Genomic DNA, 23536 nt, shown 5'->3' on the forward strand with positions numbered 1-23536 from the left:
TGATACCAAAATTTTCAATTGAGGACTTACTGTTGCTGCTGTTCCTGGGCTGACTCATTTGCCGCCTGTACAGATGATGCCTCTATCTCTTCCTGAGTTACAGGAGGTGCAAGAAGATACTCACCATTCTGCATCTTGGCCCAAGCTTCTGGATAATACTGCTGCATAAGATCATGTCTGAATCTAAAGTACTCATCAGGATTGAACTTACCAATCTCAATGGTATCACGTTCAAGGTAAGCGTATGGCTCAAAGCCTTCGTAAAAATTAGGGATATGAGCAAGAAGCCTTGCAAATATCTGTCTACCTGTAAGAGTAAGGTGAACACCATCTATAAGGTACTGCTCAGCTGTATCAAGATAAAGATCTGAGTGCTCTCTGAACATTCCGTCAAAGTCGATGCATCCTTCATCCTCAGAAACGTTCTTGGCCTTCTTGGCATAATCAGCAAGTGTGCCATATCCGTTACTTACAACATATGTATCACCGATAAATGTATCGTTTGTATCTTTGTAGATTCCATAGAATGGAGTCATGACAATGATCTTGGCATTAGGGCTCATATTCTTTAAGATACTGATTCCTGAACACATAGCGTCGTAATATGCATGGATCTTGTTATCTCCATCATACTGAGTGTAATCGATCGGGTTGCCACTAAAGAAATCATTGGCACCATACTCGATAACGTAGTAATCAACCTTAGCTGGATCTATCTTGTTCATAGTCTCAAGAACTTCTGGGTGACTAGCAAGAACTGCATTTCTGTCAGCCTGTCCTGAATATGCATAAGCCATACCGATGAAGCTATCCGAGTTCATAGTAGCAGGATCAACTGATGATGATGAAGCCTCAAGAGCTGCAGTAGTACCACCAATAGCAAGGTTATAAACTACTGAATGAGGGACTCTTTGTGAAACAAGTGTAGGAATATCTGTTCCATCAGATCTACCACTTGCAATCTGGCTATCGCCAAAGAACACCATTACTACCTGATCTTCATTAGATTCTGCCGGCTTATCAACTGTTGATGTGGAAGCAGAAGCACTGGACTCTTCAAATGTAGGCTCTGAAAGTCCTTCCATAACTACGATCGAGCTATCTGAAGTTGCATCATCCTCTGCAGAATTTTCATTAGAAGCCTCATCCCCAACGTACTCGTTTGCTGTCTGAACATCATTATTCTTAAGGCCGCAACCTGATATCATTATTGTAATTGTTGAAATAACTGCCATTGCAGCCATTAGTTTTCTTTTCATTCTCGTAATTCCTCCTAACAAAACTCATTCTACCACTTGTTTCGGATTTGGAAATAGAAAAGTCAAAAAATTAAGGAAATCTGCCGTTAATCTTAAGAAAGTCTTAAGAAGTTAACGTTATTTAGATAATTAATTATCGTTTTCAAAGTCTTTCTTGATCTTATTAAGCTTTTTCATGCCAAGGATCATAGTAAATCCAAATCTCACAAGGTTAACAATAACGAGTCCATAAGCTATTCCAGGAAGTCCCAGTATATAAGTCATAGGAATGACTATCACGCAGAAAGCTATCGCATAAACTGCATTTATAAGGAGCTGAAGCTTTTCTGCAGAAAAGCTCATGATGATGACCATAAGTGATCCTGATATAAAGTAAAGGATCTGTCCTAAATTAGCCACAAAGAAGTAGGCAACCGTTTCCTCAAATACATCAGGATACATTATCTTAACAAAAAGATATGACACTCCAGTACAGCAGATTGCTCCAATAACTGTTAGCACAAGGAATGCTGCTGCGATGATTCCAAATCTCTTTTTATTAAGCTCAATCTTGTAATTAGTAAGGTAGCTGATGATCACGCCGTTAAGAGGTGTTGTGAGCATTGCAACTATCTTACCAACAAGACTTGCTGTGTAGTAAATGGTAACTTCCCTTGAACCAACCGCAAGTCTAAGTAAGATCCTGTCTGAATGAAGGATCAGCGCCCCCAATAAGTTACTAGCAGATATGAAGAAAAGAGATTTCATGTTCTCTTTGAAGCTGCTGGAAACTTCTGTATATGGCGCCCTAAAGATCTTGCCCCTTACCACAGTGTAGACGATACCAAAGACTTCACCAGTAAGGATCGTGATAACCCAGTTGCCTGTGTATCTATATAGGAAAAGCCCTAAGATATAACCGATAGAAACTGATGTAAAAAACAGGAAGTAATCAAGGAACTTAATGTTCATCCTGTATTCAACATCAGAATAGTATCTGGCAACGGTTATAGCCATCAGCACAAATACCCAGATAAACTGGATAAGATCAAGGCTATGGATCGCAATAAGTGAACCTATAGTTACAGGTATCGATATCAGGGTGATGATCAGAAGAAAAAGGTTGTAATCACCGTTTGCTTCTGTTCTGTCTTTTTTGGCTACCATACGTGAGTAGCTACCGGCGGTACCAAAGCCTGCACCCATGATGGACACTGCTGAAATCAAATAAAGAACGGTGCCAAAAGCATCCGCCCCAACATAAGTCTCAAGTCTTGGGTAGATCAGAAGCTGAAGGACACCGTTATAAATTACCAGCGCAAGAACGCTGAATATAAAGTCTTTTGATGCATTTAAAACTAATTTCTTATTATTACTTTTCATTATCTGAATAATCCGTCTCTTTGTGCCTCTGAAGCATGTTCAGCTGCATCTCAAATTCTCTCCTGTTGTTGATAGCCATTGTAGAAAGAAGCACTCCTACAAAGAAGCTCTGTACCGCAGCCATCATAACAAAGCAGCAAACGATAAGTGTTGGAATCCTTGGAACAAGGTGTGTTGCCCAGTATTCCTGAAGGATTGGAACAAAGAAGATAACTGAAAGGATAGCAAGAAGACCAGCAAGGATAGAGAAAAATCCAAATGGCTTGTAGCTTCTGTAAAGTCTTGCGATAGTCTTAAGTACCTTAAATCCATCAGCGTAAGTGTTGAGCTTAGATTCTGATCCTTCTGGACGATCTCTATAGTCAATAACTACATTGTCGATCTGCATATTGTTGTAGACAGCGTGGATAGTCATCTCTGTCTCGATCTCAAATCCCTTTGAAAGAACTGGGAATGTCTTAACAAATTCATAGCTAAATGCTCTAAAGCCAGTCATGATGTCTCTGATGTTGCAGCCAAAGAGCTTGTTGATGCTGCCTCTAACAAGGTTGTTTCCAAAGTTATGGAATGGTCTCTTGTTTTCCTGATAGTAGGTGCTTGATAACCTGTCACCAACAACCATGTCTGAATTGTGGTTAAGAACAAGGTCTACCATCTCAGGTGCTGACTCCATAGGATAGGTGTCGTCACCATCAACCATTACATATACAAGGGCATCGATCTCGCGGAACATTCTCCTTATTACATTACCCTTACCCTGCATGTATTCATTGCGAACAACAGCCCCCTCAGCCTCTGCGATCTCAGCTGTGCGGTCCTTGGAGTTATTGTTGTAAACATATATAGTAGCCTCAGGAAGTGCCTTCTTGGCATCTCTGATAACCTTACCAATTGTCTTTTCTTCGTTGTAGCATGGAATTAAAACTGCAATCTTATCCATCTTTACCTCTTTTATCATGTATTTTGCCAGTTGCAAAACTAATTTCTTTTTCTAAGTCTGTAGCTTAATTATTGTAACCTCTAATGAATTAAATGACAACCAGCTTAAGCTTCTGGGAATCCATATACATAGATGGTATATGGTGAACTCTCATCTTCATAGGTTCCAATGAGCTCAATGCCTGTCTCCTTAGCATTTGAGATCTCAATTCTAGATAGAATGTACTTACATCCAAGGTCCTTTAAGGACTCAGCGTTAATATAAATGTCTGTATCTGTAACACCAGTCATGCTCTTAGTTGCCATGACTATCGAAAGGTCAGAGCCAGAATATAGATAGCATCTTGCTCCCCACTCATCATAGTAAAGCCTTGTAGGCTCCATTCTTTCAAGTGCCGGCGCAATAACTTCCCTAAATCTCTCCTTGTAGCTTTGTGGGTAAAAACCAAGGTATCCATCAAGTGTGTAAAAGCCGTTGTATTCAAGAATCGCAGGATGCATGCCATAGGCTACGCAGTAATCCTCACCGTTATAATCAAGATCTTTTTTTATCTTGTCAAAAAGCTCTGTTGAATAGAACTCTCTGTAATTAAGGTCGTCGTTTTCGTGATGGAATAGTTCCTGTCTTGCAGTCAAAAAAGCTGTTCTATAAAGGTCATTGTACCTAGTAGGAGTTAAAAGAACTATGCCTATAGCCACAAGGATAACAACATATTGCATAAAGAGCATGAAGTTCAGAGCGCCCCTAGACTTATGTCTCCTAAACTTACTGTCAGAGTTCTTTTTATAGCATCTGTAAACAATGATGAACAAAAGAACGCACCAGATAAATGGGTTGAAGAAGATGGTCCTGTTGTACTGGAAGCCCGTAAGTGGTGGAAGGAGCGTTTCTATCACAAACTCCACAGGCTCTGAATAGTAAAGGCCGTAAACCACGCAGTTAAACACAAGGATCAAAACTCCAAGATTAAAGTAATCAGTAAAGATACCCTCAAAATTCCTGTCAATAATGTACTTCACATTAAGGTAGATAAAGTAAACTCCGCAGATAGGCATGATAAAGAACTTATGAAGGTCCTCAACATGCATCATGCCGTTAACGAAGATATTCCCCATCTCCCCAAGTATATCAGGAGCAGAGAGATAGGTCTGAACCATAGTCTCTCTGATAGTTGGCGTATCAGTAAATAGCATCAGGTAAAAGAGTCTGTACTCAAATACCACATTTCCAATAGTCAAAAAGATCAGCGCGTATAAAAGGCTAAATGAAAACCTTTTGTCCTTGATCCAAAGCCAGATGATGGCTACAAACAAATATCCCAGGATAAAAAATCCAAGATATGAAAAATATGAAATAAATGGGAATAAAAAGATCAGTAAAAGCCATTTAAAGCTCTTTCCAAAAGCAGCACCTGCAGTCTTAGCTCCGGTACCTGCCCTGTAAGCCTTTCTAAGAAGGAATACGATCAAAGGAATTGACGCAAATGGAATCCCAAAGGCTGGGAAAAGGTTAAGTACGCCATATAAAAGACCTGTTAAAGTTGCAAAGTTATCAACATGATCATCGTAGAAAACAGGATTGATGCTGAAACTTCCATACTTTTTGCCAGATTCAGTCTTTTCATAGATAACATCTAATAAAAGAATCCTCATGGAAAATACAGCAATGATGACCTTAAGGACATATCCTGTAACATAGGCTACAAAAGGTGGTAAGAACATAAAAAGGACAGTGTACAAAGAAAGCTCGCTTGGGAGCACGTCTCTTGATACACCGCCTAAAAATGGAGCATGCACGTACTGTGCAAAAAAGCTCCCTGTATTTTGAAGCATTGCAAACTGGGCCTGAAAGAGGTCGAGATCATCCTGGATGGCAATATAACTATTCTCTCCGATTGCGGCGTAAAAAAGAACCACAAATAAAAGAAACAGAAATACTATGCACTTACCAAACGATACTCTCCTCATAATCTTAGCCCCAAATACTCTTTACTTAATCTTGTCGTCTTCGTTGTTCTTTTTACCGATCTTCATACGCTCGTGACCGCCAAGCTTATTGGCAGCCTCCTGGTCCCCACTCAGGATAGCGTTTACAAGCTGCATACGAAAACCCGCATCTATGAAGTCGCAGTGCTTACAGAATGGATAGTTCTGTCTGCCCTCAGCGATTGCTCTACGAACCTTCTGGAAAGCTTCACTTCCCCAAGCCTCTTTGAGAGTCATCTTGGTAAGGTCGCCAAAGTCAGTCTTTTCAAAGTTATCACAGCAACAAAGCCCCATCTTGCCATTTGGCATGATCCACATGTCTGTAAATGGTAAAAGACATGTCTCTTTAACGATCTTTTTGGTCTCTTTCTTGTTTGGAGCACTTCCTGCTCTGTTTGTAAGAACCTCCTGAAGGTATCTCATCTGGATCTGAATATCGAGATCCTTGAACTCCTCAGGATTGGCTTTAACATAATCGTATACTTCCTGAATACTCTTGTGGAGCTTCATCTCCATTGAGTAGTTGTTGATGATGAGCTGATTGATGTATGGTTTGATTGCCTTGAGCTTCTCAACTGAAAGAATAAGTCCGTTTGTTGACATGAATATAAAGCTGTCAGGGAGCTTCTCCCTAGCGTACTTGTGTCTCTCAACGATCTTGGTATCAAGCCATGGCTCGTTATTACCATAAAGTGTAAGATGTCCCTTGTAGCCCCAATCAGCAAGCTGATCAATGATACTCTTGTAAAGGTCGTCGTCGATCTTGGCAAGTGGTCTGCACTCTGCATTTACGTTTGCTGTACAAAATGAGCATGTTGAATTACATCTATTGATAGTCTCGATATTTACTACATTTGGCATTGGAATTTCCTCAGCATTAAGGAAATAATCGCAGTATTTTTTCTGAGACTTACTTCTAGTCACAAACTGTAATTTAAGGTAAGCGTTACTTGCAAGCATTGGAAAATGCTTTCTTGCAAACCATCCAAACTCACCCATGAAACTATTAACTCTAATTGGCATAATTAAATCCTACTTCTATTCTAAATCTCTTTTATCGCTTAAGCTTGCCTGATATTACGTTCAGTGCTCCCCTGATGCCGAATGCAGCAAATGGAAGCCAGTAAATATAATATCTCATGGCATACCTCGATGATCCTTCCCAGAATTCATGAAACACAATGCCGCCAAATATAAGTATCAGCATTAGCATTTCTGAATCTGAAACATCACCCTTTTTCAAAACATTGAATAAGTATACCACAATTCCAAAATAACAAAAGGTCATAAATACATTCATGATCCATCGTAAAATTGAATTGGTCATCCCAAAAACTAAAGACTCACAAAAGGCTGGCTGATTCTCAACATGCCTTGATACAAGGTCAAGGTTATGAGTTGAGATGCAAACAGGATCTGCCCACTGAGTCAGGAATTTCCTAACAAGGAACCTTGCACCATATAATGGGTGCCCAGTGAAAAGAGCTATGCGCCTTTTTATCTCTTCTGTAGCAGCTGCCTTGGTCTTTTCAGTATCATAATCATTTTCATCAAATACGCGGTAGTTGTAGCCGTTGTACCAGCCATCCTCAAGCTCTGACTCCTGAAGCCCCATAGCTATGTGGGATACTGAAGGGCTACCAGCTGGAATCTCCTCAAGACCAGTAAGAGCGCAGTAGTGTGTATTAACGGCAGTCTTGATGCCAAATACCATCACCAGCATTGCCGCAATGATAACTATTGTTCTCTTGACATCTCTTCCTACAGTGTTTGCAAGCTTGTGCTCTCTAACTGTGTGCAAAAGAATCATTAAAACCAGTGCGATAACCGCAATTTCGCAGTTAGTCTTTAACATAACGGCTATAGCAATAAAAATGCCAGATAAAAGCCCGTATCTAACCTTATCTCTTTTCATATAAATGATCATGAAATATAGAGCCAAGGTCTGAGGCGCCATACTAAGGATGTCGCCATAGATATAGGTCACATAATTATAGAAAAAGAGGCACCCTGCGGACATAAGAGCCATGATACCGCAGATCTCTCTATCTTCAAACATCTCCCAGGTCATCTTGTAGATAAGATTCACGGTGATCAGGATGGAAACAAGCTGCAGAATGTCCCATGCCAGATAATTGCAGGTCCCAAAGATGCTACATACAAGCTGGCCAAAGTAGACATATCCCAGCTGAAATGGCCAGATAAACAAATATCCGCCCTTTTCAGTCAAGGACGAATAATCCCCTGCCATAAAGGCATTTATGATATCATCCAAAGTCTTGGAATCGTTGACAGGCTGAGGCTTTATCACCAGGATCAGCATCAGGCAGTAGGCCATGCAAAAGATAAGAGCAAAACCGATCATCTTTTTGCTGGTGAATACGTCTTTTGACTTAAGAAATAGAAATACTGCAAATACAAATATAAGCGAAACCAGAAGCAGTGGGATGTTCTCTCTAACGTAATGAGGAAAGTCCACATCCACGTGCATCTCATAGGTGATAGTAGTGAATATGCTGGCTCCAAGTACAGTTAACGCCGCCACCATCAGACAGAATATTATTATGTTAAAAAATACTTTCTTAAGCTTCACCGTACTTTTCTCCAGTATCGCCATTTATAAGCTTTAGGATATCTATTGTCACATAAAGATACGCTGCCACGTAGAAAAGTGACACTACCGGCATATTTATAAGGTCACCTGCTCTAAACAAGGTCCTAGCATAAACTGCAAGGGAGCAGATATTTGCAATGAACATTGGCCACAGGATCTTTTTCCTTAAAAGGATTGCAAAAGGAGTTAACAGGAGCAGCACTGAATAGTCGTATCTTTCGTGCATTCCAGGAAGGAGCACAACGCAGGTCCAGGCTGTCCAGATTGCAAGATAAAGAACTGTTCTCTTATCAAGATTGTCCTTTTTCCTGTAGCAGGTAAAGGTAATGATGATAAACACTGCAAAAGTCAGCATGATAGCAGCTGTTGAAAGAAGGCTGTCATAATCATCAAGACCTAAATTATATAGATTTGGGAAAAATGAGACCATTCCGTACCCCTCAGAATCAAGTTCCTTTGTCTGATAAAGGTATGAAAGGTAGGTTCTCCTAAGGCCATTACCGCAGAGAACTTCTGGAAGTCCCGCTATCAGATAAATTGTAGGGATCCACAAAAACTCCAAAATGCTAAAGCTGTTCCTAGCCTGTGAGTCCTTGACCACTTTGTCATAGCTATGGAATCCCTCAGTAATGTAGAGGATGATCAACACCGGCAAAAAGATCACAGACTGAAGCTTTACTGCAAAAGCAACTCCATACCAGATGAAGGATGCTCTGTAGTGCTGCTTTAACATATGGTAAATGGATATCAATATAAAACAAGTATAGATGGAATCCACCTGCTTCCAAAGAGAGCCGTTAAAGGCAACAAATGGAAGGAAAAGTGTAGCAACTCCTGCAAACATAGAGTGGTGCTTGCGTCCTGTAAGGACATAGAAGATTCCAAAAATAGAACATGCAGATAGCATCTCGCAAACATAGGTCACTACTGAAAGTGGAATCCATGGTTCCACAGGAAGGAGACTACAAAGAGCATACAGCACATTAAGTGGAACATAATAGTCACCAATGGCGTTACCAAGGCCTTTGATGATGCCATTTTGCCTATAAAAATCCACCCAGGGCTTGTAATAGCTCTCATAATCAGGAGAAAGAGTTGTCTCTGATGCAAACTCACATCTGATGGCTGTTGCAGCAAAGATCATAGCGAGCATGCAGATCTCAAAGAGATATTTACTTATTAGATTTTTGATAAACTTATCAATTCCTAATTCTTTCTTCATAGGGGCACCTTTACACTGGGAAATCGTACTTGATCTTATCCTCTACACTTATCTCTTTTCCTACCTGTACTTCGTTGAGTACAAGTTCAGTTTTAGCAATAACTGTATGTTTCTGGCCAGCTTTGATAGAGATTACATCTCCGGCCTTCACGTCTTTTTTGACATCATCAAGGATCACTGTTCCCTCGCCGCTCATAACGGTCCACACTTCGTCTCTGTGCTCGTGGCTGTGATAGTGAAGTCTGTGGTCTGGCAGTAGAACTACTCTGATGACCAAAGCTTCTGGCTGAACATCAACAACTGTAAATGATCCCCAGGATTTCTCGGCGTATCTGATGTGCTGGGTAAGTCTCTCAACATAAGGCTTGATAAAGCTTGATCTACCCTTATCTGCAACGAGGATACCATCGTTCGATGCAGCAACTACCATATCCTTGAGACCCATTGCAATGATAGGAATGTTGAGTTCGTTTACAACGTTACTGTTGACGCACTCTTCGTCCATCTCGCCCTTGCCGATCATGTTCTCATGCATCTCTTCTGCAAAGGTGTTCCATGATCCGATATCCTTCCAGGAGCCTGAATAGCGAACTACTCCGATTGAAGTCTCGTGCTCGCCTACTGCGTAATCGAAGCTTATCTTTTTGCAATCTTCATAGTGATCAAAAAGATCCTGATAGTCCTTGAAATCAATGAGCTCGTGAGCTCTATCGATGATATATCCAAGCTTAAATGCGAAAACGCCGCAGTTCCAAAGAGCGCCTTCATCAATATATTTCTGAGCTGTCTCTACATCAGGCTTTTCCTTGAAGGCTGAAACCTTGCTGATGTGCTCTGGCTTCTCAGGCTGAATATAGCCATACTTTTCTGATGGGTAGGTTGGCTCAACACCCATGAGGTTTAAGTTGTAGTCGCCAGACTTTACCATCTTTTCAAGTTCATTGAAGCAATCAAAGTAGCTATCATCAACATATGGATCTACTGGGCAGATGATAACTGCTTCATCTCTTGATACATGGAGCTTGTCCTGTAAAAAAGCTGCTGCAAGAGCAATAGCTGGAAATGTATCTCTTCTGGTTGGTTCTACACAAACTGAAACCTTATCTCCTAGCTGATTGTGAATTGCAGAAACCTGTGACTTACTGGTTGCAATAGTTACAGTTGCGTTTGCGTCAGCTCTTTTGATCTGACCATACACACGCTGAACCATAGACTCAAGTTCATCGCCACCTTCAATAGGGTGGAACATCTTTATAAACTGCTTGGATCTAACATCATTTGAAAGTGGCCAAAGTCTCTTACCACTTCCACCAGACAATAAAACTATATTCATGTAAAACCTTTCTTTGGGTTTTCATTTGAATATGGTCATTTGCGGGACGCTCTCGCTCTGTGAAAAACGTAGCAGTACTATGGTGCTAAAAAACAGCACCTAAGTACTGACGTTTTTCAAAGCCCTTAAATGATCATATTCCAAATAGAAAACCCATAAATATACTTTTTCATAAGCTTTTAGAATCAAGTTTTGGCACGCGTTTTGGCTTTTTCTAACATTTTACATACTAGTTTTCACCTTTTATACTTGCTTTCTTTCATAGCCAGCATGCCTTTTTGCTATTTTACAGCTTTTTACATGCTATTTTGAGCTTGTTTTATAAGGTATTGGCATGCCTTTAAGAACTATTCTTGCATTTTGCATGCCGGCAAACCTTAATCTTGCTGATTTGGGCATGCCTTTTTCAATTTTTAAAGCAATCCGCATGCCAAGCATCGCCGCTATACATTCTGCAACGCAATGCCAAGCTCTTCTCTGCCGAAACGCATTCCTTAACTTGTTGCCATACACGTTCTCTGCGAAACAGAACGTCAACCCTTGAAGCTATTAACAGCCTCGATTACGCGCTCCTGCTCTTCTTTGTACATGCCTGTGTACATTGGAAGAGAGATAACTTCGCCCGCATAGCGTTCAGTAATAGGTAAGCTTCCTTCTGGAAGATTGAGGTAAGCATAAGCTTCTGATCTGTGAGGAGGGATTGGATAGTGGCAGATTGTTGTGATGCCTTTCTCCTCAAGATAAGTCTTGAACTTGTCACGCATGTTCTCACCTACGAGCTTACCGTTTTCATCAAACTTACTAGGAACTCTAAGAACATACTGGTGCCATACGTTTGTTGAGCCATCGCGGACAACTGGCTTGATAACAAGGTCGTTGTTGATGCCATCAGTGTAAACCTTTGCTAGCTCTTCTCTTTCTTTGGTGATCTCATCCATGTGAGTAAGCTTTACTCTAAGAAGTCCAGCCTGGAGCTCATCAAGTCTTGAGTTAGCACCTACAACCATGTTGTAGTAACGCTTCTCACTACCGTAATTTCTGTAAATTTTCATGAGACGAGCAAGCTCTGGATCATTGGTTGTAACAGCACCTGCATCGCCGAAAGCACCCATGTTCTTGGATGGATAGAAAGAAAAGCATCCAAAATCGCCAAAGCTTCCTGTAATCTGGCCTTTGTGGCATGCGCCATGGGACTGAGCACAGTCCTCAACAAGTCTGAGATTATGTCTCTTACAGATGTCTACGATCTTGGTCATGTTAGCAGCCTGGCCATAAAGGTGAACAACAAGAACTGCCTTAGTTTTATCTGTGATCTTTTCTTCAATCTTGTCAGCGTCAATCTGATAGTATTCATCAGGCTCAACGATTGCTGGTGTTGCGCCGTTGATCGTAATACCCATAACGCTGGCAATGTATGTGTTACCCTGAACGATAACTTCGTCGCCCTCACCGATTCCGAGAACCTTGAATGCAAGCCAAAGCGCATCAAGTCCGCTGGCAAGTCCAACTGAGTACTTGGTTCCAATGTATTTTGCAAACTCTTCCTCAAAAGCCTCATCCTCTTTGCCAAGGATGTACCATCCTGAGCGAAGGACTTCAAGAGCCTTCTTTTCATATTCATCCTGATATCTTTCAAAGCCTCTATCCATACGGCTCTGCATAATCTTATCCATAACTTTTCGCCTTTCTAAAACTAATTATCAATTCTCATCATCATGTCTTTTCACAACATCAATGATAAATGGAGGACGCTTTCTTGACTCCTCAAGAGTTCTCCAGATATATTCTCCCAGAATAGAGAGCATGATAAACATAGCACCAAATCCAAAGAGCACAACCGCCATAAGGGACGCATATCCAAGGATAGGAGTTCCTGTGACAATCTTCTCCCTGATGACCATGATGATTCCAATAAGTGAGCACAGTGCAAAGAAGAAACCAAGTGTAGCCATGCATCTAATTGGGAAGTATGAAAAGCTCATCATTGAGTCAACAACAAGCTTGATCTTCTTGCCAAGAGTCCAGCGGGACTCACCTACTTCACGGTCCTTTCTGTGGAAGTAGATCTTCTCAGTCTTAAAGCCAAGCCACATAACCTGAAGGGTAAGGGATGAGTTCTTTTCATCCATTAGCTTAAGTACTTCGATAGCTTTTCTGTCTACAAGGTAGCAATCGCAGCCCCCCTGAGGCATATCTTTATTTATTGTCTTTCTGACCAGCCAGTAGTAGCAGCCTGCAAAGAACTTCTTAACAGGGTTCTCATCACGCTCACCGCGGATAGCCAGAACAACCTTGTTGCCTCTCTTCCAGCTCTCATAGAGGTCCAGAATAAGTGTTGAATCTTCCTGAAGGTCAGCCTGCTTGGTAACTGCGCAATCACCGGTACAAACTGAAAGACCTGCAAGGATTGCTGCGTGCTCTCCAAAGTTCCTTGAAAGCTTGGTTGCAACTACGTTAGGATCCTTTGCTGCGATCTTTTGAATGATCTCCCAGGAATTGTCGCCGGAGCCGTCATCTACAAAAACGATCTCGTAATCCCCGATCTGTCCCAGGATCTTTTCCTTCATGTCATCATATAACATCTCCAGAGTATCAGAATTCCAATAAACCGGAATAACAATAGATATCTTACTCATAATAATCCCTTAATTTTCTCCCTTTTTGATCTCTTCTATAAATTCATCGTAATCACGAAGATACTCGCTATCGATGTAGTGCTCACTAGCCAGAACCAAAAGAACTGAATCAGGAGAAAAGTCGTACATTTCCTTCCACACCATTGGTCCAAGATACAGGCCCATTCTAGGCTTGTCCAGTACCACGATCTCTTTTTTGTGGCCATCATCCACAAGAACCTTACTGCTACCGCTGACATTGATCAAAACGAACTTAGTGTAGCGGTTTGCGTGCATGCCTCGTCTGATATCCGGGTCAGAACCTGACATGTAAAAGACTCTTCTGATGTCGAAAGGAATATCAAAGCCTGAACCTTCTGCAACAACAAGGTTTCCTCTCTCATCGCCGTATTCCTTGAACTCCAATAGCTTGTATGGTTCTTTAATTTCCTGCATTACCTAATTCCTCATTCCTCTTCATTCTCATTAAATATATAAAGCTTATCTTTGTAGTAATAATCTGCCGTTGCGTAGTTTGTCCACTCACCTGCATCATAGGTTATATCCTGGTAAAAGAGCATTTCTGGACGGACAGTATGTGGCTCAAGTATGGCTTCTTTTACTGAATCATCCTTAAGAATTGCAAGCCTTTCCATATTTTCTGCACGATATTTGGACGCATCTCCACTCATTATATCATTAAGTGCCGATGTGGCACAGTAATAGACTCTCTCAGGAATCATGCAGAGTCCAGAACCAAGAGCAATGAAAACTATGCATATAGCTATCATCATGGATGATGTATGTGAAAAGAGCTTGCTACCGCCCTTATCTTCATGGTTATCAGCTCCTGCAACACTGCTACCGCCAGCTCCCAGGATGTGCTGCCTCATCCACGCCGTAAAATAAAACATCACAAGGCTCATCATAAACACAAACTCAAAAAATGCCAGAGCCCGTAGCCTTCCTGCATCAAAGTTAGAAACCGCATAGATTGGCGGCGTAACATTTGATGAAACCATAAGGAAAGCAAAAAGTCCAAACATGATCGGATGCTCTAATCTCTGTTTAAGCCCCTCAGCAAGCTTCCAGCAAATAGGAATAAGGAGTACAAAGGCTACCAGGATCTCCCATCTCATCATCTGATTTATCATTACATCAAAGGTTGAATACAGTGATAAAAAAACTGCTTTTATAGGTCCTGTCTGATTAGTCTCCTGGGCTCTTGTAGCAATTCCCGGAGCAAAGCAGGCAAATCCAAAACCAATAAGATTAAGCAGCGTTGGAATCCAGATAAATCCAAAGCTCTTTTGCTGTGCTTCAGTCACGCCTTCCAACTTGAAGGAGCTCTTTTTCACAAACCTTATCATGATCAGTAGGAAAAGAGCTATCACTGAGCAGATTGCAAGTTCAAGAGCTGTAAGGTAATTGGCTCCGCCCATGAAAAAGCCCCAGATACTAGCCCAGATGAGCTTTCTCTTTCTAGATCTCTCGTCTTCATCGTAAATAGATCTAAGAAGAAGTCCCAACCAGAAAAATGCCATTCCAAAAGTAAAGGTATAGTTAATGGCTCCAGCGTACCAATAGAAGGCTTCTACGCGGATGCCTTCTCCGTGAATGCACTGAACCATAACTGTTAAAACGATCATCCTTACTATATTCGTAAGGTCTTTATCCAGCTTCCATACTCGTACAAACAGGGCGTCAAAAAAGTAGCACACGCCGAAAGTAAGCATTCCTAGAATAATAAAGGGAGTCAAAACATAAAAGCCTTCACCAAATATTCCAGGACAAATGCATGTGAGCATTATAGAAAAGAAGTATCCTTCATAATTTGAATACACGTAATATGACTTCTGAAGCCATACTCCTAAGGTTCCAAGTAAATTACCTGTTTCCACAAAATAGTGATGAGGCTGCATAGCCATTGAGAAATCATCAGCTGACGGGAAATCATAGAATCCCAAAACAAGCATAGGAATAAGGCTCAGTACATATATGCATGTAAAAAAGATACTGAGCTTTTTGGCATCAAACTTAATATTCCACTTGGGAGTTTCATAACTAAACATTAACAGTAAACCTCTTTGTACCATTTAGCAAAAGCTCTAAGGCCGTCGCGAAGTGGTGTTGCTGGCTTAAATCCAAAATCTTCCTGTAAAGCTGTGACGTCAGCATAGGTAACCTCAACGTCGCCAGGCTGCATAGGTACAAGCTCCTTGTGAGCTTCAAAGTCATAATCCTGTGGCAGAACTCCTGCACTTATAAGCTCCTGCTGTAAGATATCCACGAAATCAAGGAGATTAACAGGATCATTATTTCCGATGTTGTAAACCTTGTATTTAACACCATTCTCGTTTTCTGCTGGTGCTACCTGCATTACGTTTACAACGCCCTTTACGATATCATCAACGTAGGTGAAGTCTCTTTTGCAATTACCATAGTTAAAGATCTTGATCTTGTCGCCATTTACAAGCTTATTGGTAAATCCAAAGTAGGCCATATCTGGTCTTCCAGCAGGTCCATAAACTGTAAAGAAGCGAAGACCTGTTGAAGGAATTCCGTAGAGCTTAGAATATGCGTGAGCAAGGAGCTCGTTGGACTTCTTGGTTGCAGCATAAAGAGATACTGGATTATCAACCTTGTCCTCTACGCTGTAAGGAATCTTCTTATTGCTGCCGTAAACGCTGGAGCTTGAAGCATAAACAAGGTGTTCAACTCCCTTGTAGTCTGAATTTGCATCAGACTTAACTGCGTCGTATGAGTGACGACACGCCTCAAGGATGTTGTAGAATCCAATAAGATTAGCCTCAATATATGCGTCAGGGTTCTCTATTGAGTAGCGCACACCTGCCTGTGCAGCAAGGTTAACTACTACTTCTGGTTTAAAGTCGCTAAACAGATTATCAATCAAATCTCTATCAGCAATGCTACCTCTAACAAAGTCAAATTCACCACTTTCAGATGAATCTGCTAAAGCTTCGACCTCTTTTAATCTGTCATTCTTAATCTTTGGATCATAGTAATCATTCATATTATCAATTCCATAAATATGAATGTTCTTAAACTCTTTCAACAGCTCTTTACACAGGTTAGAACCAATAAATCCCGCCGCACCTGTTACTAATACTCTTTTTCCATTTAAATCAATATTCTTATCTAACATATCTACACTTTCTTGCACTCTTTAAAATGCAATAAATTCTTTTCCCTTAGGGGTCTTTCTAGCCCATGTCTTAACCATCTGTTCCTTGATGAACTGAACAAAGCCGTCAATCTTATCAGAATGGTCAAACACTTCAAGAGCCATAAAATAAGTCTCTTTATCTTCGTCAAATATGATTACTGGCGGAAGCCCGTTAACCATGAGCACATAGTTAAGAAGCGTTCTACCGACCCTGCCATTTCCATCTGCAAAAGCATGGATTCTCTCAAAATTGCAATGAAACCAGATTGCTGCCTTCAAAACTGCATCATCTGAAGAAAGCTCAAGATCAGCTATCTCATTGCAGATATATTCAACCTCTTCGGCAACATCTTCAGGTGGAAGACCTACATTGAGTCCCACGCCATAGTAGTTTTTCTTGTACTCACCTGGGCGCTCACCCTTTTGCCAGCGAGTCTCATCATAACATCCATGGCACAAATTTCCATGGATTTCCTTGATAAGCTCGGGAGTAAGCTTCTCTTTAGCTACAATCTTTTCTTTTAAGAATTCGTAGCAAACTTTCTGATTCTCTGTTTCAAAGATTGCCCTTAAGTCTCCTGTAAAGCCTACAACCTTACCATTTTCAAAAATCTCTCTGGTTTGGTGAAGGGAAACTCCAGCGCCCTCAATCTGATTAGAATGATAGGCAAACATAATTCGATAATCAGACAGTACCGTGTCCAGATCAGCAACAGTCTCTATGTTTTTTTCATGCCAAGCACTAACAATATCTTCGTATTTCATATCACTTAGCTCCCTTACCGAAAAGAACTACATAAACCGTCTGAAGCAGGATGCTGAAATCCTCTGTAAGACTCCAGTTGTCGATGTACTTAAGGTCAAGCTTAACAACTTCGTCGAAATCTTCGATGTCGCTTCTGCCACTGATCTGCCAAAGTCCTGTAAGGCCTGGAGTCATGGAGAGCCTACGTCTGTAATGTTCGTTGTAGTGCTGGAACTCAGCCTCTGTTGGTGGTCTTGTGCCTACAAGGGACATATCTCCCTTAAGAACGTTCAGGAACTGTGGGAACTCGTCAAGGCTGGTCTTACGGATAAAAGCTCCAACCTTAGTAACTCTGGGGTCGTTCTCCATCTTGAACATCAGTCCCTTCATCTCGTTCTGGGACTCAAGCTCCTTCTTGCGCTCCTCAGCGTCTATGTACATAGATCTAAACTTGTAGATCTTAAATCTCCTGCCATTTTTACCAATTCTGGTCTGGGAAAAGAAAACTGGACCAGGAGAATCAAGCTTAATAGCAGGCGCAAGGAAAAGAGTAATGATTCCAGTAATGATAAGTCCTACAATAGCGCCAATTACGTCGATGATTCTTTTGATAAAAAGCCTCTTGTAGCTGGTCTTGTGCATTGTGTAGGTGATGACTGAGTAATCAAGGAAGTCATCAAACTGAGTGTTGGCCTTACCAATGCTAGGAAGCTCAAGATTGTAGTGGGTTGTAACGCCCATCTCCTCAAAGCCAAGGATGATATCCTGCATAGCTCTCTGAGGAATATTAGGTGTATTGATAAATACCTCGTCAAAAGGATCTGTGATAAGTCTTGATGTAAGATTCTGAATGCCTTCGTGGATGTGGATATCTCCGATGTACCACTCACCATCTGATTTCTTGGAAGCAGAGTCTTCTAAAGGCTCTTTTGTCCCGGACTTCTTGGCCGCATAACTCTCAAGAACCTTGTCTGCATCTGCACTGTAGGCCCTTACAATCTTGTATCCAACACCATCAGACTCAGCAAGGAGCTTGCCTATAGTAGCCTCCATAAGCTCTCTTTCAGCCACAACCACAACACGCACAGCATTAGATGCACTTGAAATGTGCCTTCTAAAGAAATTCTTAAAAAGGATCCTTGCTACATAAGTAAGGACAATGTCCATCCAGATAAAGTTACCAATAACGAATCTGGAGAGAATGTTCGACCACTGCAGAAAGTAAACGATAACAAGGCTTGCAACCAGCATCAGTCCTACGAATTTGATAACTGCCATAAGTTCCTTGAAATATCCGCGGATGATAAAATCCCTGTTCCAGTCAGCAAGGAAAACATAGACAGTACAAAACAGGAGAAAAACAACGCACACCATGTAGTGCAGTGTCTTGTCTCCGTAGTCTCTTTTACTATTAAATCTGAGCCATGTGGCAAATACGTAACTTACTATGATACATGCCATGTCGATCATCCACAGCAGGTATGTTTGAAGTGTTTTATATTTGTTACTCATACGTTAGCATTATACCTTTTTCTTCGTTTATTTAAAAGAAGCAAACAAACCGTGGCAAAAGCGCCGCTCCACACGCCAAAGCTAATGGCGCGCTTTTGGTATTCCATCTCCGCGATCTCAGAGCCAAACTGATACATAGGCACAGTCTCATCAACATAGCCAATGACAATGTTGCCACCATCCTCGATATGAGCGATCTCAGCCTCAGAAATGTACATAGGATCCATGCCAAAGCTCTCACCAGCTTCGCTCTGCTCCCTGTCCCCATAGAGATAGTCAGGTGTCTTGGTGGATGTCAGGTAAAGAGTTGACGCCACAATTCCCACTACAAGACCAATAGAGATTATAGAAAGTGTAGTCTTCATAAGCTCAGGATTGATATTCTGGAAATAACTAAGGCTCTTTTCTGTGCGCTCATCCTCAGTAACTACAGCACCGCTAAGGGCTTCATAAAGGAGCTGCCCCATAAATACATAGATGAAGTTCTTGAATCCAAGGTTATATAAAAGTGGCTCCCACATGCCAAGAAACAGCATTCCCATGAGAACTGCCAGCTCTGCTCTCATGTCTTTTTGGATAGCCCTATTTATGAACCAGATAGTGAGGGCCGTGATCACCACAAAGGCTACGAGACCTAGCTGCAAAAAGAGATAGAGCTGCGCCATATCGATTCCATAGGTCCTTAAGTGCTCCTCTGGATTAAGGAGTCTTATTCCAAAGAGAGAAATGCGATTGTTACTCCAAAAGTATCTTGCAAGAGAAAATCTAGTTGTAAACACCGTTCTATCAACAAATTCAAACATTTTACCATCAAGCAAAAATGGTAAAACGATGGAAATAAAGCATACAAATGGGAATGAAATATATAGGCAGATCTTTTCAAATATACCGATCTTGCCCCTAAGGTACAGATACGCATTTATGAAAAGATATATGAAGCTAGCTAGTAGCCCTGTTCTGCTGCCTGAATACAGGAAAATATATACATTGAACATAAAGGCCATAACTGAAGCTAAGATAAGCACAAACCTAGACATCCTCTGGGTGTTAACGTCATGATTTCTCATAAGTGCCACAGTTAAAAGGAACATCAGCATCATGGTCAGCATCAGGACATTCATGTGCAGAGTGTTAGGATGTGCATAACCAAGAGCGTGCCTAAACATAAGGCCCACGCCGTCTCGCTCCTGAGGATAATATATTTCAGGCAAAAGCCCGAAAACTCCATGAAATACTTTAAAGATAATAAAAACTCCGGCAACTATTCCGCCAGTCCTGATTGCTTTGACTGTTGAAACGCCCTTCATTCCAAGCATCATGGTAAAACAGACAAATAGTCCCTTTTCGCCGGTATGAATATAGACAATTCCGCCAAGAGCCAGGAAAAGAGCCGCTACCACATATTCTTTTACCGTATGCTGAGTTACTATCATCTTGAGAACAAAGAGTCCAAGGCCCAGTACCAGGGAGATGTTATAAATGGTCATTCCTTCGTAAAGGCCTGCTGCCCTTGCTCCCACCATAAGCGCAAAATAGAGAAGGTATATACCTTCTCCCAATTGCCTTCTATCTGAAATTAGTTTTTTAATTGCATCTGCCATGAAATTCCCCCACAGTGCTAATTTAATTATTTTCTATTTGTCAGTAGATACCAAATAAACTTGCCATTTGTTACAAAGTATCTCTTAAAGAGCCTTCCTGGGTCTTGGAATAGTCTAAAGAGCCACTCAAGGCCAATCTTCTGGATCCACTTTGGAGCCCTCCTAATAGTGCCAGCGTGGAAGTCAAAGCCTGCGCCAACACCCATCATAACGCCGCTTATCTCGCCCTTATGAGCATTCATCCACTTTTCTTGCTTTGGCGCCCCAAGACCGATCCAGATAATATCTGCACCAGAGCCATTGATGAGGTTAACATCCGCTCTGTCCTCTTCCTCGGAAAGTGCTCTAAATGGTGGAGAGTACATGCCTCTGATGTCTATGCCAGGGTACTTCTTTAAGAGATTCTCTTTTAAGACATCGAGGGTCTCCTGGGAGGCTCCGTAAAAGAAATGTGAAAGTCTGCCATCCTGAGTATCTCTGAACATATGCTCCATAAAGTCAGGCCCTGCCACACGCTCTGCCCCTACATAGCCCTTCTTTTGCTCAAGGGTTGCAATAGGTGTTCCATCAGGAAAAACAAAGGCCGCGCCATTAAGGACATCTCTGTAGCTGGCGTCCTCTCTAGCCATAACTGATGTGTGTACGTTTGAAAAACAGATATATTCGCCGGAAAGCTCCTTGATATGACGCATCACATGAAGGACTGCCTCCTCGGTACGAGAAACTGCATAGTTGATACCAAATAAATTAAAACGCTCTAATCTTACAGAAGCAGGAATTGAAGCATAGCCGTTAATGTCTGAGATTATGCCTGAGCGAACCTGATAATCAAGAGCTGTGGTAGTGATGTAGGTGCGGATTCCAGCGTGTTCAAGCTTACGAAGAAGGGTGCTGCAATCATCTCTTGATGTCTGTGCACCTTGCTCATTACCTGCTCCTAAATCAGTCCCTTTTACATGAACCAGGACCTCATCATATTTTTCATCTCTAAACATCTTTATTACTTCGTCTGCATCGACTTTGTCCGCTCCAGCTGTTACTTCCAGAACCTTCCAGTCTGAGCCTATGTCATGACTCTTAAGGTAGTTCTTTCTGCAGATTATCCTTGCCACAAATCCAAAGATTATGCTAAGAACTAAAACTCCAGCCACCACAAATCTTGATGACTGTTCCCCTCGCTGAGTTGCATAAAGGTACAAAAGTCCAAGAACTATGAGAATGACCTTACTCTTTACTACAGACATAAGGTTTTCTACTGGGTCCATTTCGAAGATAGATTTCTTTTTCTTGTCATATCCAATAAAGATAAGCGCCTGTAATAAGCACAGCACAATAAGAAAGCTCACATACAGCCCATTAAAAAAGCTTGTCCATATCTTAAACATCTCCCTGTATCTTACAAAAAGCGTCACAAAGAAAGCCGCAACCAGCGTCAGCTCATCTAGTACCAATATTCTCTTTGCAGGATAACGAATGCCTCGTCTATTCACGTCATTCTCCAATCACTCTAACTTTTTTACCACAAAAAGCTATTCCATATTTCTTAATCTCTTTTACCGTGCGTTTCTTAAACTCAGTAATATATGCCTTGGTATCTATCTGTGTCAAAGCCTCTTTGGCCATCTTCTCAAGTTCAGATTCATCTTCAGCATTTTTAAACTCAAGCACAACTCCTGAATTATTGCAGTTATTTGGGAATAACGCCAAATCAAATCTACCATATCCGCTCTCTTTATTTGACTCAGTAACATAATCAGCATTTAAAACAGCCAAAAGTCCTAGCATCATGCCATGATAAAAGCCCTCTGTTCCAGCGTCAAAGAAGCTGACATAGTTTAATACAAAGTCGCTAAGAGCTTCTTCAAACTTCAATACATCGCCTTCTATCATATATCTTACCAGATTGGCTTCAGTCCTTACTTCCCTCTGGTTACGCATTCTGTCCAAAATCTCATTTCTGTAAACAGAGCCAACTTCTTTATTTGGAATCTTTAAATTGTAAAAATCTCTGTAGCCAGGTTCATAATTATCCTGAGTAAGGTACCCCGTAGTCAGAAGCATAGAAAAAAACTCATCATCTGACTTTTCAATATCTTCATAAATTACGCCATCATGAATTAGTGATGATACTTCTTTTCCCATCAAAAGAGTCTGCAGATCGTCCTGCCTCCTTAAAGAAAGATTCTGCATCATATTCTTGATGATAGAATTGGCTGATGTATTGATCCAATATGGTTTGGTCTCGCAACCATTACTAACATACCTGATAACTGACCAAGGATTGTAAATAGCGGTATTTCCAAATATGTAACCATCATACCACTCTTTGATCTCGTCATATTTATCAGAAGCACCAACATCAGAAAGAAGTTTTTTTACCTCTTCGTCAGTAAATCCCATAACATCGCTGTATTTCTTTTCCATTACGGAACAAACGTCAAGATTATTGAGGTCACTAAAAATACTCTCTTTAGCAATCCTAAGAACCCCTGTCATGACTGAAAACTTCATGTATTCATTAGTCTTCAAAGTGGTTCCAAGTAGGGACTTAAAAAACCTGATTGCCTCTTTGTAATATGTTTCCTGGGCATCATATGCATGCTGAATAGGGGCATCGTACTCGTCAATGAGGATTACAACCTTCTCCTGATAATAGTTAGACAAATATTTTGAAAGCGTCTTTAGTGAAAACTGGAGTTCCGCGTTGCTAAGGCTCTTATTAAGCGCTTTATCAAAAAAAGCTATCTCATCCTCAGCCAGATTATCTCTCAAAAAACGGAATCTGCCATATAGTTCACTCAGCACTATAGAAAACTGCTGTGTCATATCATCAAAGTTGCCGGCTTCTATATCCTTTAAACTAAGGAATATCACAGGATACTTACCCTGCTCCTGCATATACCTTTTATCGTCGGCATTTCCAATATAACTATCCTTAAAAAGAGCTCTATTACTAGCTTTATCTTCGTTTGAAAAAAAATAATAAAGCATGCTCATGGTAAGTGTCTTACCGAATCTTCGAGGACGAGTAATGAGTGTCACGTCAGAATGGCCATCAATAAGCGACATAATAAACCTTGTCTTATCAACAAAGTAATAGTTTTCTTCTATTAACTTTTTGTAATCATCTACGCCAACCGGCATATTGACCATCAAACTCA

18 protein-coding genes are annotated in these 23536 nt (G+C 41.1%); all 18 read right to left on the reverse strand.

The genetic code is table 11. From position 1 onward, the window contains the following. Window positions 1-26: 26 nt before the first annotated feature. The 18 genes from BLS24_RS10995 to BLS24_RS11085 all read right to left on the reverse strand — a co-directional run bounded on the left by BLS24_RS10995 (window position 27) and on the right by BLS24_RS11085 (window position 23528). Complete coding sequence (locus BLS24_RS10995) at window positions 27-1259, reverse strand: SGNH/GDSL hydrolase family protein (RefSeq protein ID WP_091759006.1); 1233 nt, start codon at window positions 1257-1259, stop codon at window positions 27-29. 129 nt (window positions 1260-1388) lie between these two features. After that, the gene (locus tag BLS24_RS11000) at window positions 1389-2621 is read right to left on the reverse strand and encodes a lipopolysaccharide biosynthesis protein (protein ID WP_091759008.1); all 1233 of its coding nucleotides are present in this window, start codon (window positions 2619-2621) and stop codon (window positions 1389-1391) included. Continuing rightward, complete coding sequence (locus BLS24_RS11005) at window positions 2611-3561, reverse strand: glycosyltransferase family 2 protein (protein ID WP_072705268.1); 951 nt, start codon at window positions 3559-3561, stop codon at window positions 2611-2613. Before BLS24_RS11005 ends, BLS24_RS11000 begins: the two co-directional genes overlap by 11 nt. 104 nt (window positions 3562-3665) lie before the next feature. Next, complete coding sequence (locus tag BLS24_RS11010; protein ID WP_091759010.1) at window positions 3666-5528, reverse strand: DUF6044 family protein; 1863 nt, start codon at window positions 5526-5528, stop codon at window positions 3666-3668. Window positions 5529-5549: 21 nt separating this feature from the next. Then, window positions 5550-6569, reverse strand: a complete 1020-nt coding sequence (locus BLS24_RS11015) for a radical SAM/SPASM domain-containing protein (RefSeq protein ID WP_091759012.1) — start codon at window positions 6567-6569, stop codon at window positions 5550-5552. 31 nt (window positions 6570-6600) lie between these two features. Next, a complete protein-coding gene (locus BLS24_RS11020) occupies window positions 6601-8139 on the reverse strand; it encodes a glycosyltransferase family 39 protein (RefSeq protein ID WP_176764420.1) in 1539 nt (512 codons plus the stop codon). Beyond that, the gene (locus BLS24_RS11025) at window positions 8129-9382 is read right to left on the reverse strand and encodes a hypothetical protein (protein ID WP_091759016.1); all 1254 of its coding nucleotides are present in this window, start codon (window positions 9380-9382) and stop codon (window positions 8129-8131) included. The genes BLS24_RS11020 and BLS24_RS11025 overlap by 11 nt, the downstream gene beginning before the upstream one ends. 10 nt (window positions 9383-9392) lie before the next feature. Further along, complete coding sequence (locus tag BLS24_RS11030; RefSeq protein ID WP_091759018.1) at window positions 9393-10715, reverse strand: sugar phosphate nucleotidyltransferase; 1323 nt, start codon at window positions 10713-10715, stop codon at window positions 9393-9395. Between the two features lie 533 nt (window positions 10716-11248). Further along, window positions 11249-12388 carry a DegT/DnrJ/EryC1/StrS family aminotransferase gene (locus tag BLS24_RS11040; RefSeq protein ID WP_091759022.1) on the reverse strand — a complete coding sequence of 380 codons (1140 nt, stop codon included), beginning with the start codon at window positions 12386-12388 and terminating at the stop codon, window positions 11249-11251. A gap of 27 nt (window positions 12389-12415) precedes the next feature. After that, complete coding sequence (locus BLS24_RS11045) at window positions 12416-13351, reverse strand: glycosyltransferase family 2 protein (protein ID WP_091759024.1); 936 nt, start codon at window positions 13349-13351, stop codon at window positions 12416-12418. 9 nt (window positions 13352-13360) lie between these two features. Continuing rightward, a complete protein-coding gene (locus tag BLS24_RS11050) occupies window positions 13361-13786 on the reverse strand; it encodes a sugar 3,4-ketoisomerase (protein ID WP_091759026.1) in 426 nt (141 codons plus the stop codon). A gap of 11 nt (window positions 13787-13797) precedes the next feature. Further along, window positions 13798-15402 (reverse strand): DUF6056 family protein, encoded by a 1605-nt coding sequence (locus tag BLS24_RS11055; protein ID WP_091759028.1) that lies wholly within the window; start codon window positions 15400-15402, stop codon window positions 13798-13800. Further along, window positions 15402-16496 (reverse strand): NAD-dependent epimerase/dehydratase family protein, encoded by a 1095-nt coding sequence (locus BLS24_RS11060; RefSeq protein ID WP_091759030.1) that lies wholly within the window; start codon window positions 16494-16496, stop codon window positions 15402-15404. Before BLS24_RS11060 ends, BLS24_RS11055 begins: the two co-directional genes overlap by 1 nt. A 21-nt stretch (window positions 16497-16517) precedes the next feature. Continuing rightward, window positions 16518-17282, reverse strand: coding sequence for a Fic family protein (locus tag BLS24_RS11065; RefSeq protein ID WP_091759032.1), 765 nt, complete (start codon window positions 17280-17282; stop codon window positions 16518-16520). A 1-nt stretch (window position 17283) separates the two neighbouring features. Then, complete coding sequence (locus BLS24_RS11070) at window positions 17284-18774, reverse strand: sugar transferase (RefSeq protein WP_091759034.1); 1491 nt, start codon at window positions 18772-18774, stop codon at window positions 17284-17286. After that, a complete protein-coding gene (locus tag BLS24_RS11075; protein WP_091759036.1) occupies window positions 18771-20375 on the reverse strand; it encodes a hypothetical protein in 1605 nt (534 codons plus the stop codon). Before BLS24_RS11075 ends, BLS24_RS11070 begins: the two co-directional genes overlap by 4 nt. Window positions 20376-20401: 26 nt before the next feature. After that, window positions 20402-21865: a WecB/TagA/CpsF family glycosyltransferase gene (locus BLS24_RS15435; RefSeq protein ID WP_242872281.1), complete on the reverse strand. Its 1464-nt coding sequence runs from the start codon at window positions 21863-21865 to the stop codon at window positions 20402-20404. 1 nt (window position 21866) lies between these two features. Next, window positions 21867-23528: an AAA family ATPase gene (locus BLS24_RS11085; protein WP_091759038.1), complete on the reverse strand. Its 1662-nt coding sequence runs from the start codon at window positions 23526-23528 to the stop codon at window positions 21867-21869. Between the last annotated feature and the right edge of the window lie 8 nt (window positions 23529-23536).

The sequence above is a fragment of the Butyrivibrio sp. INlla18 genome, assembly GCF_900103635.1.
In the GTDB taxonomy this organism is placed as follows: Bacteria; Bacillota; Clostridia; order Lachnospirales; family Lachnospiraceae; genus Butyrivibrio.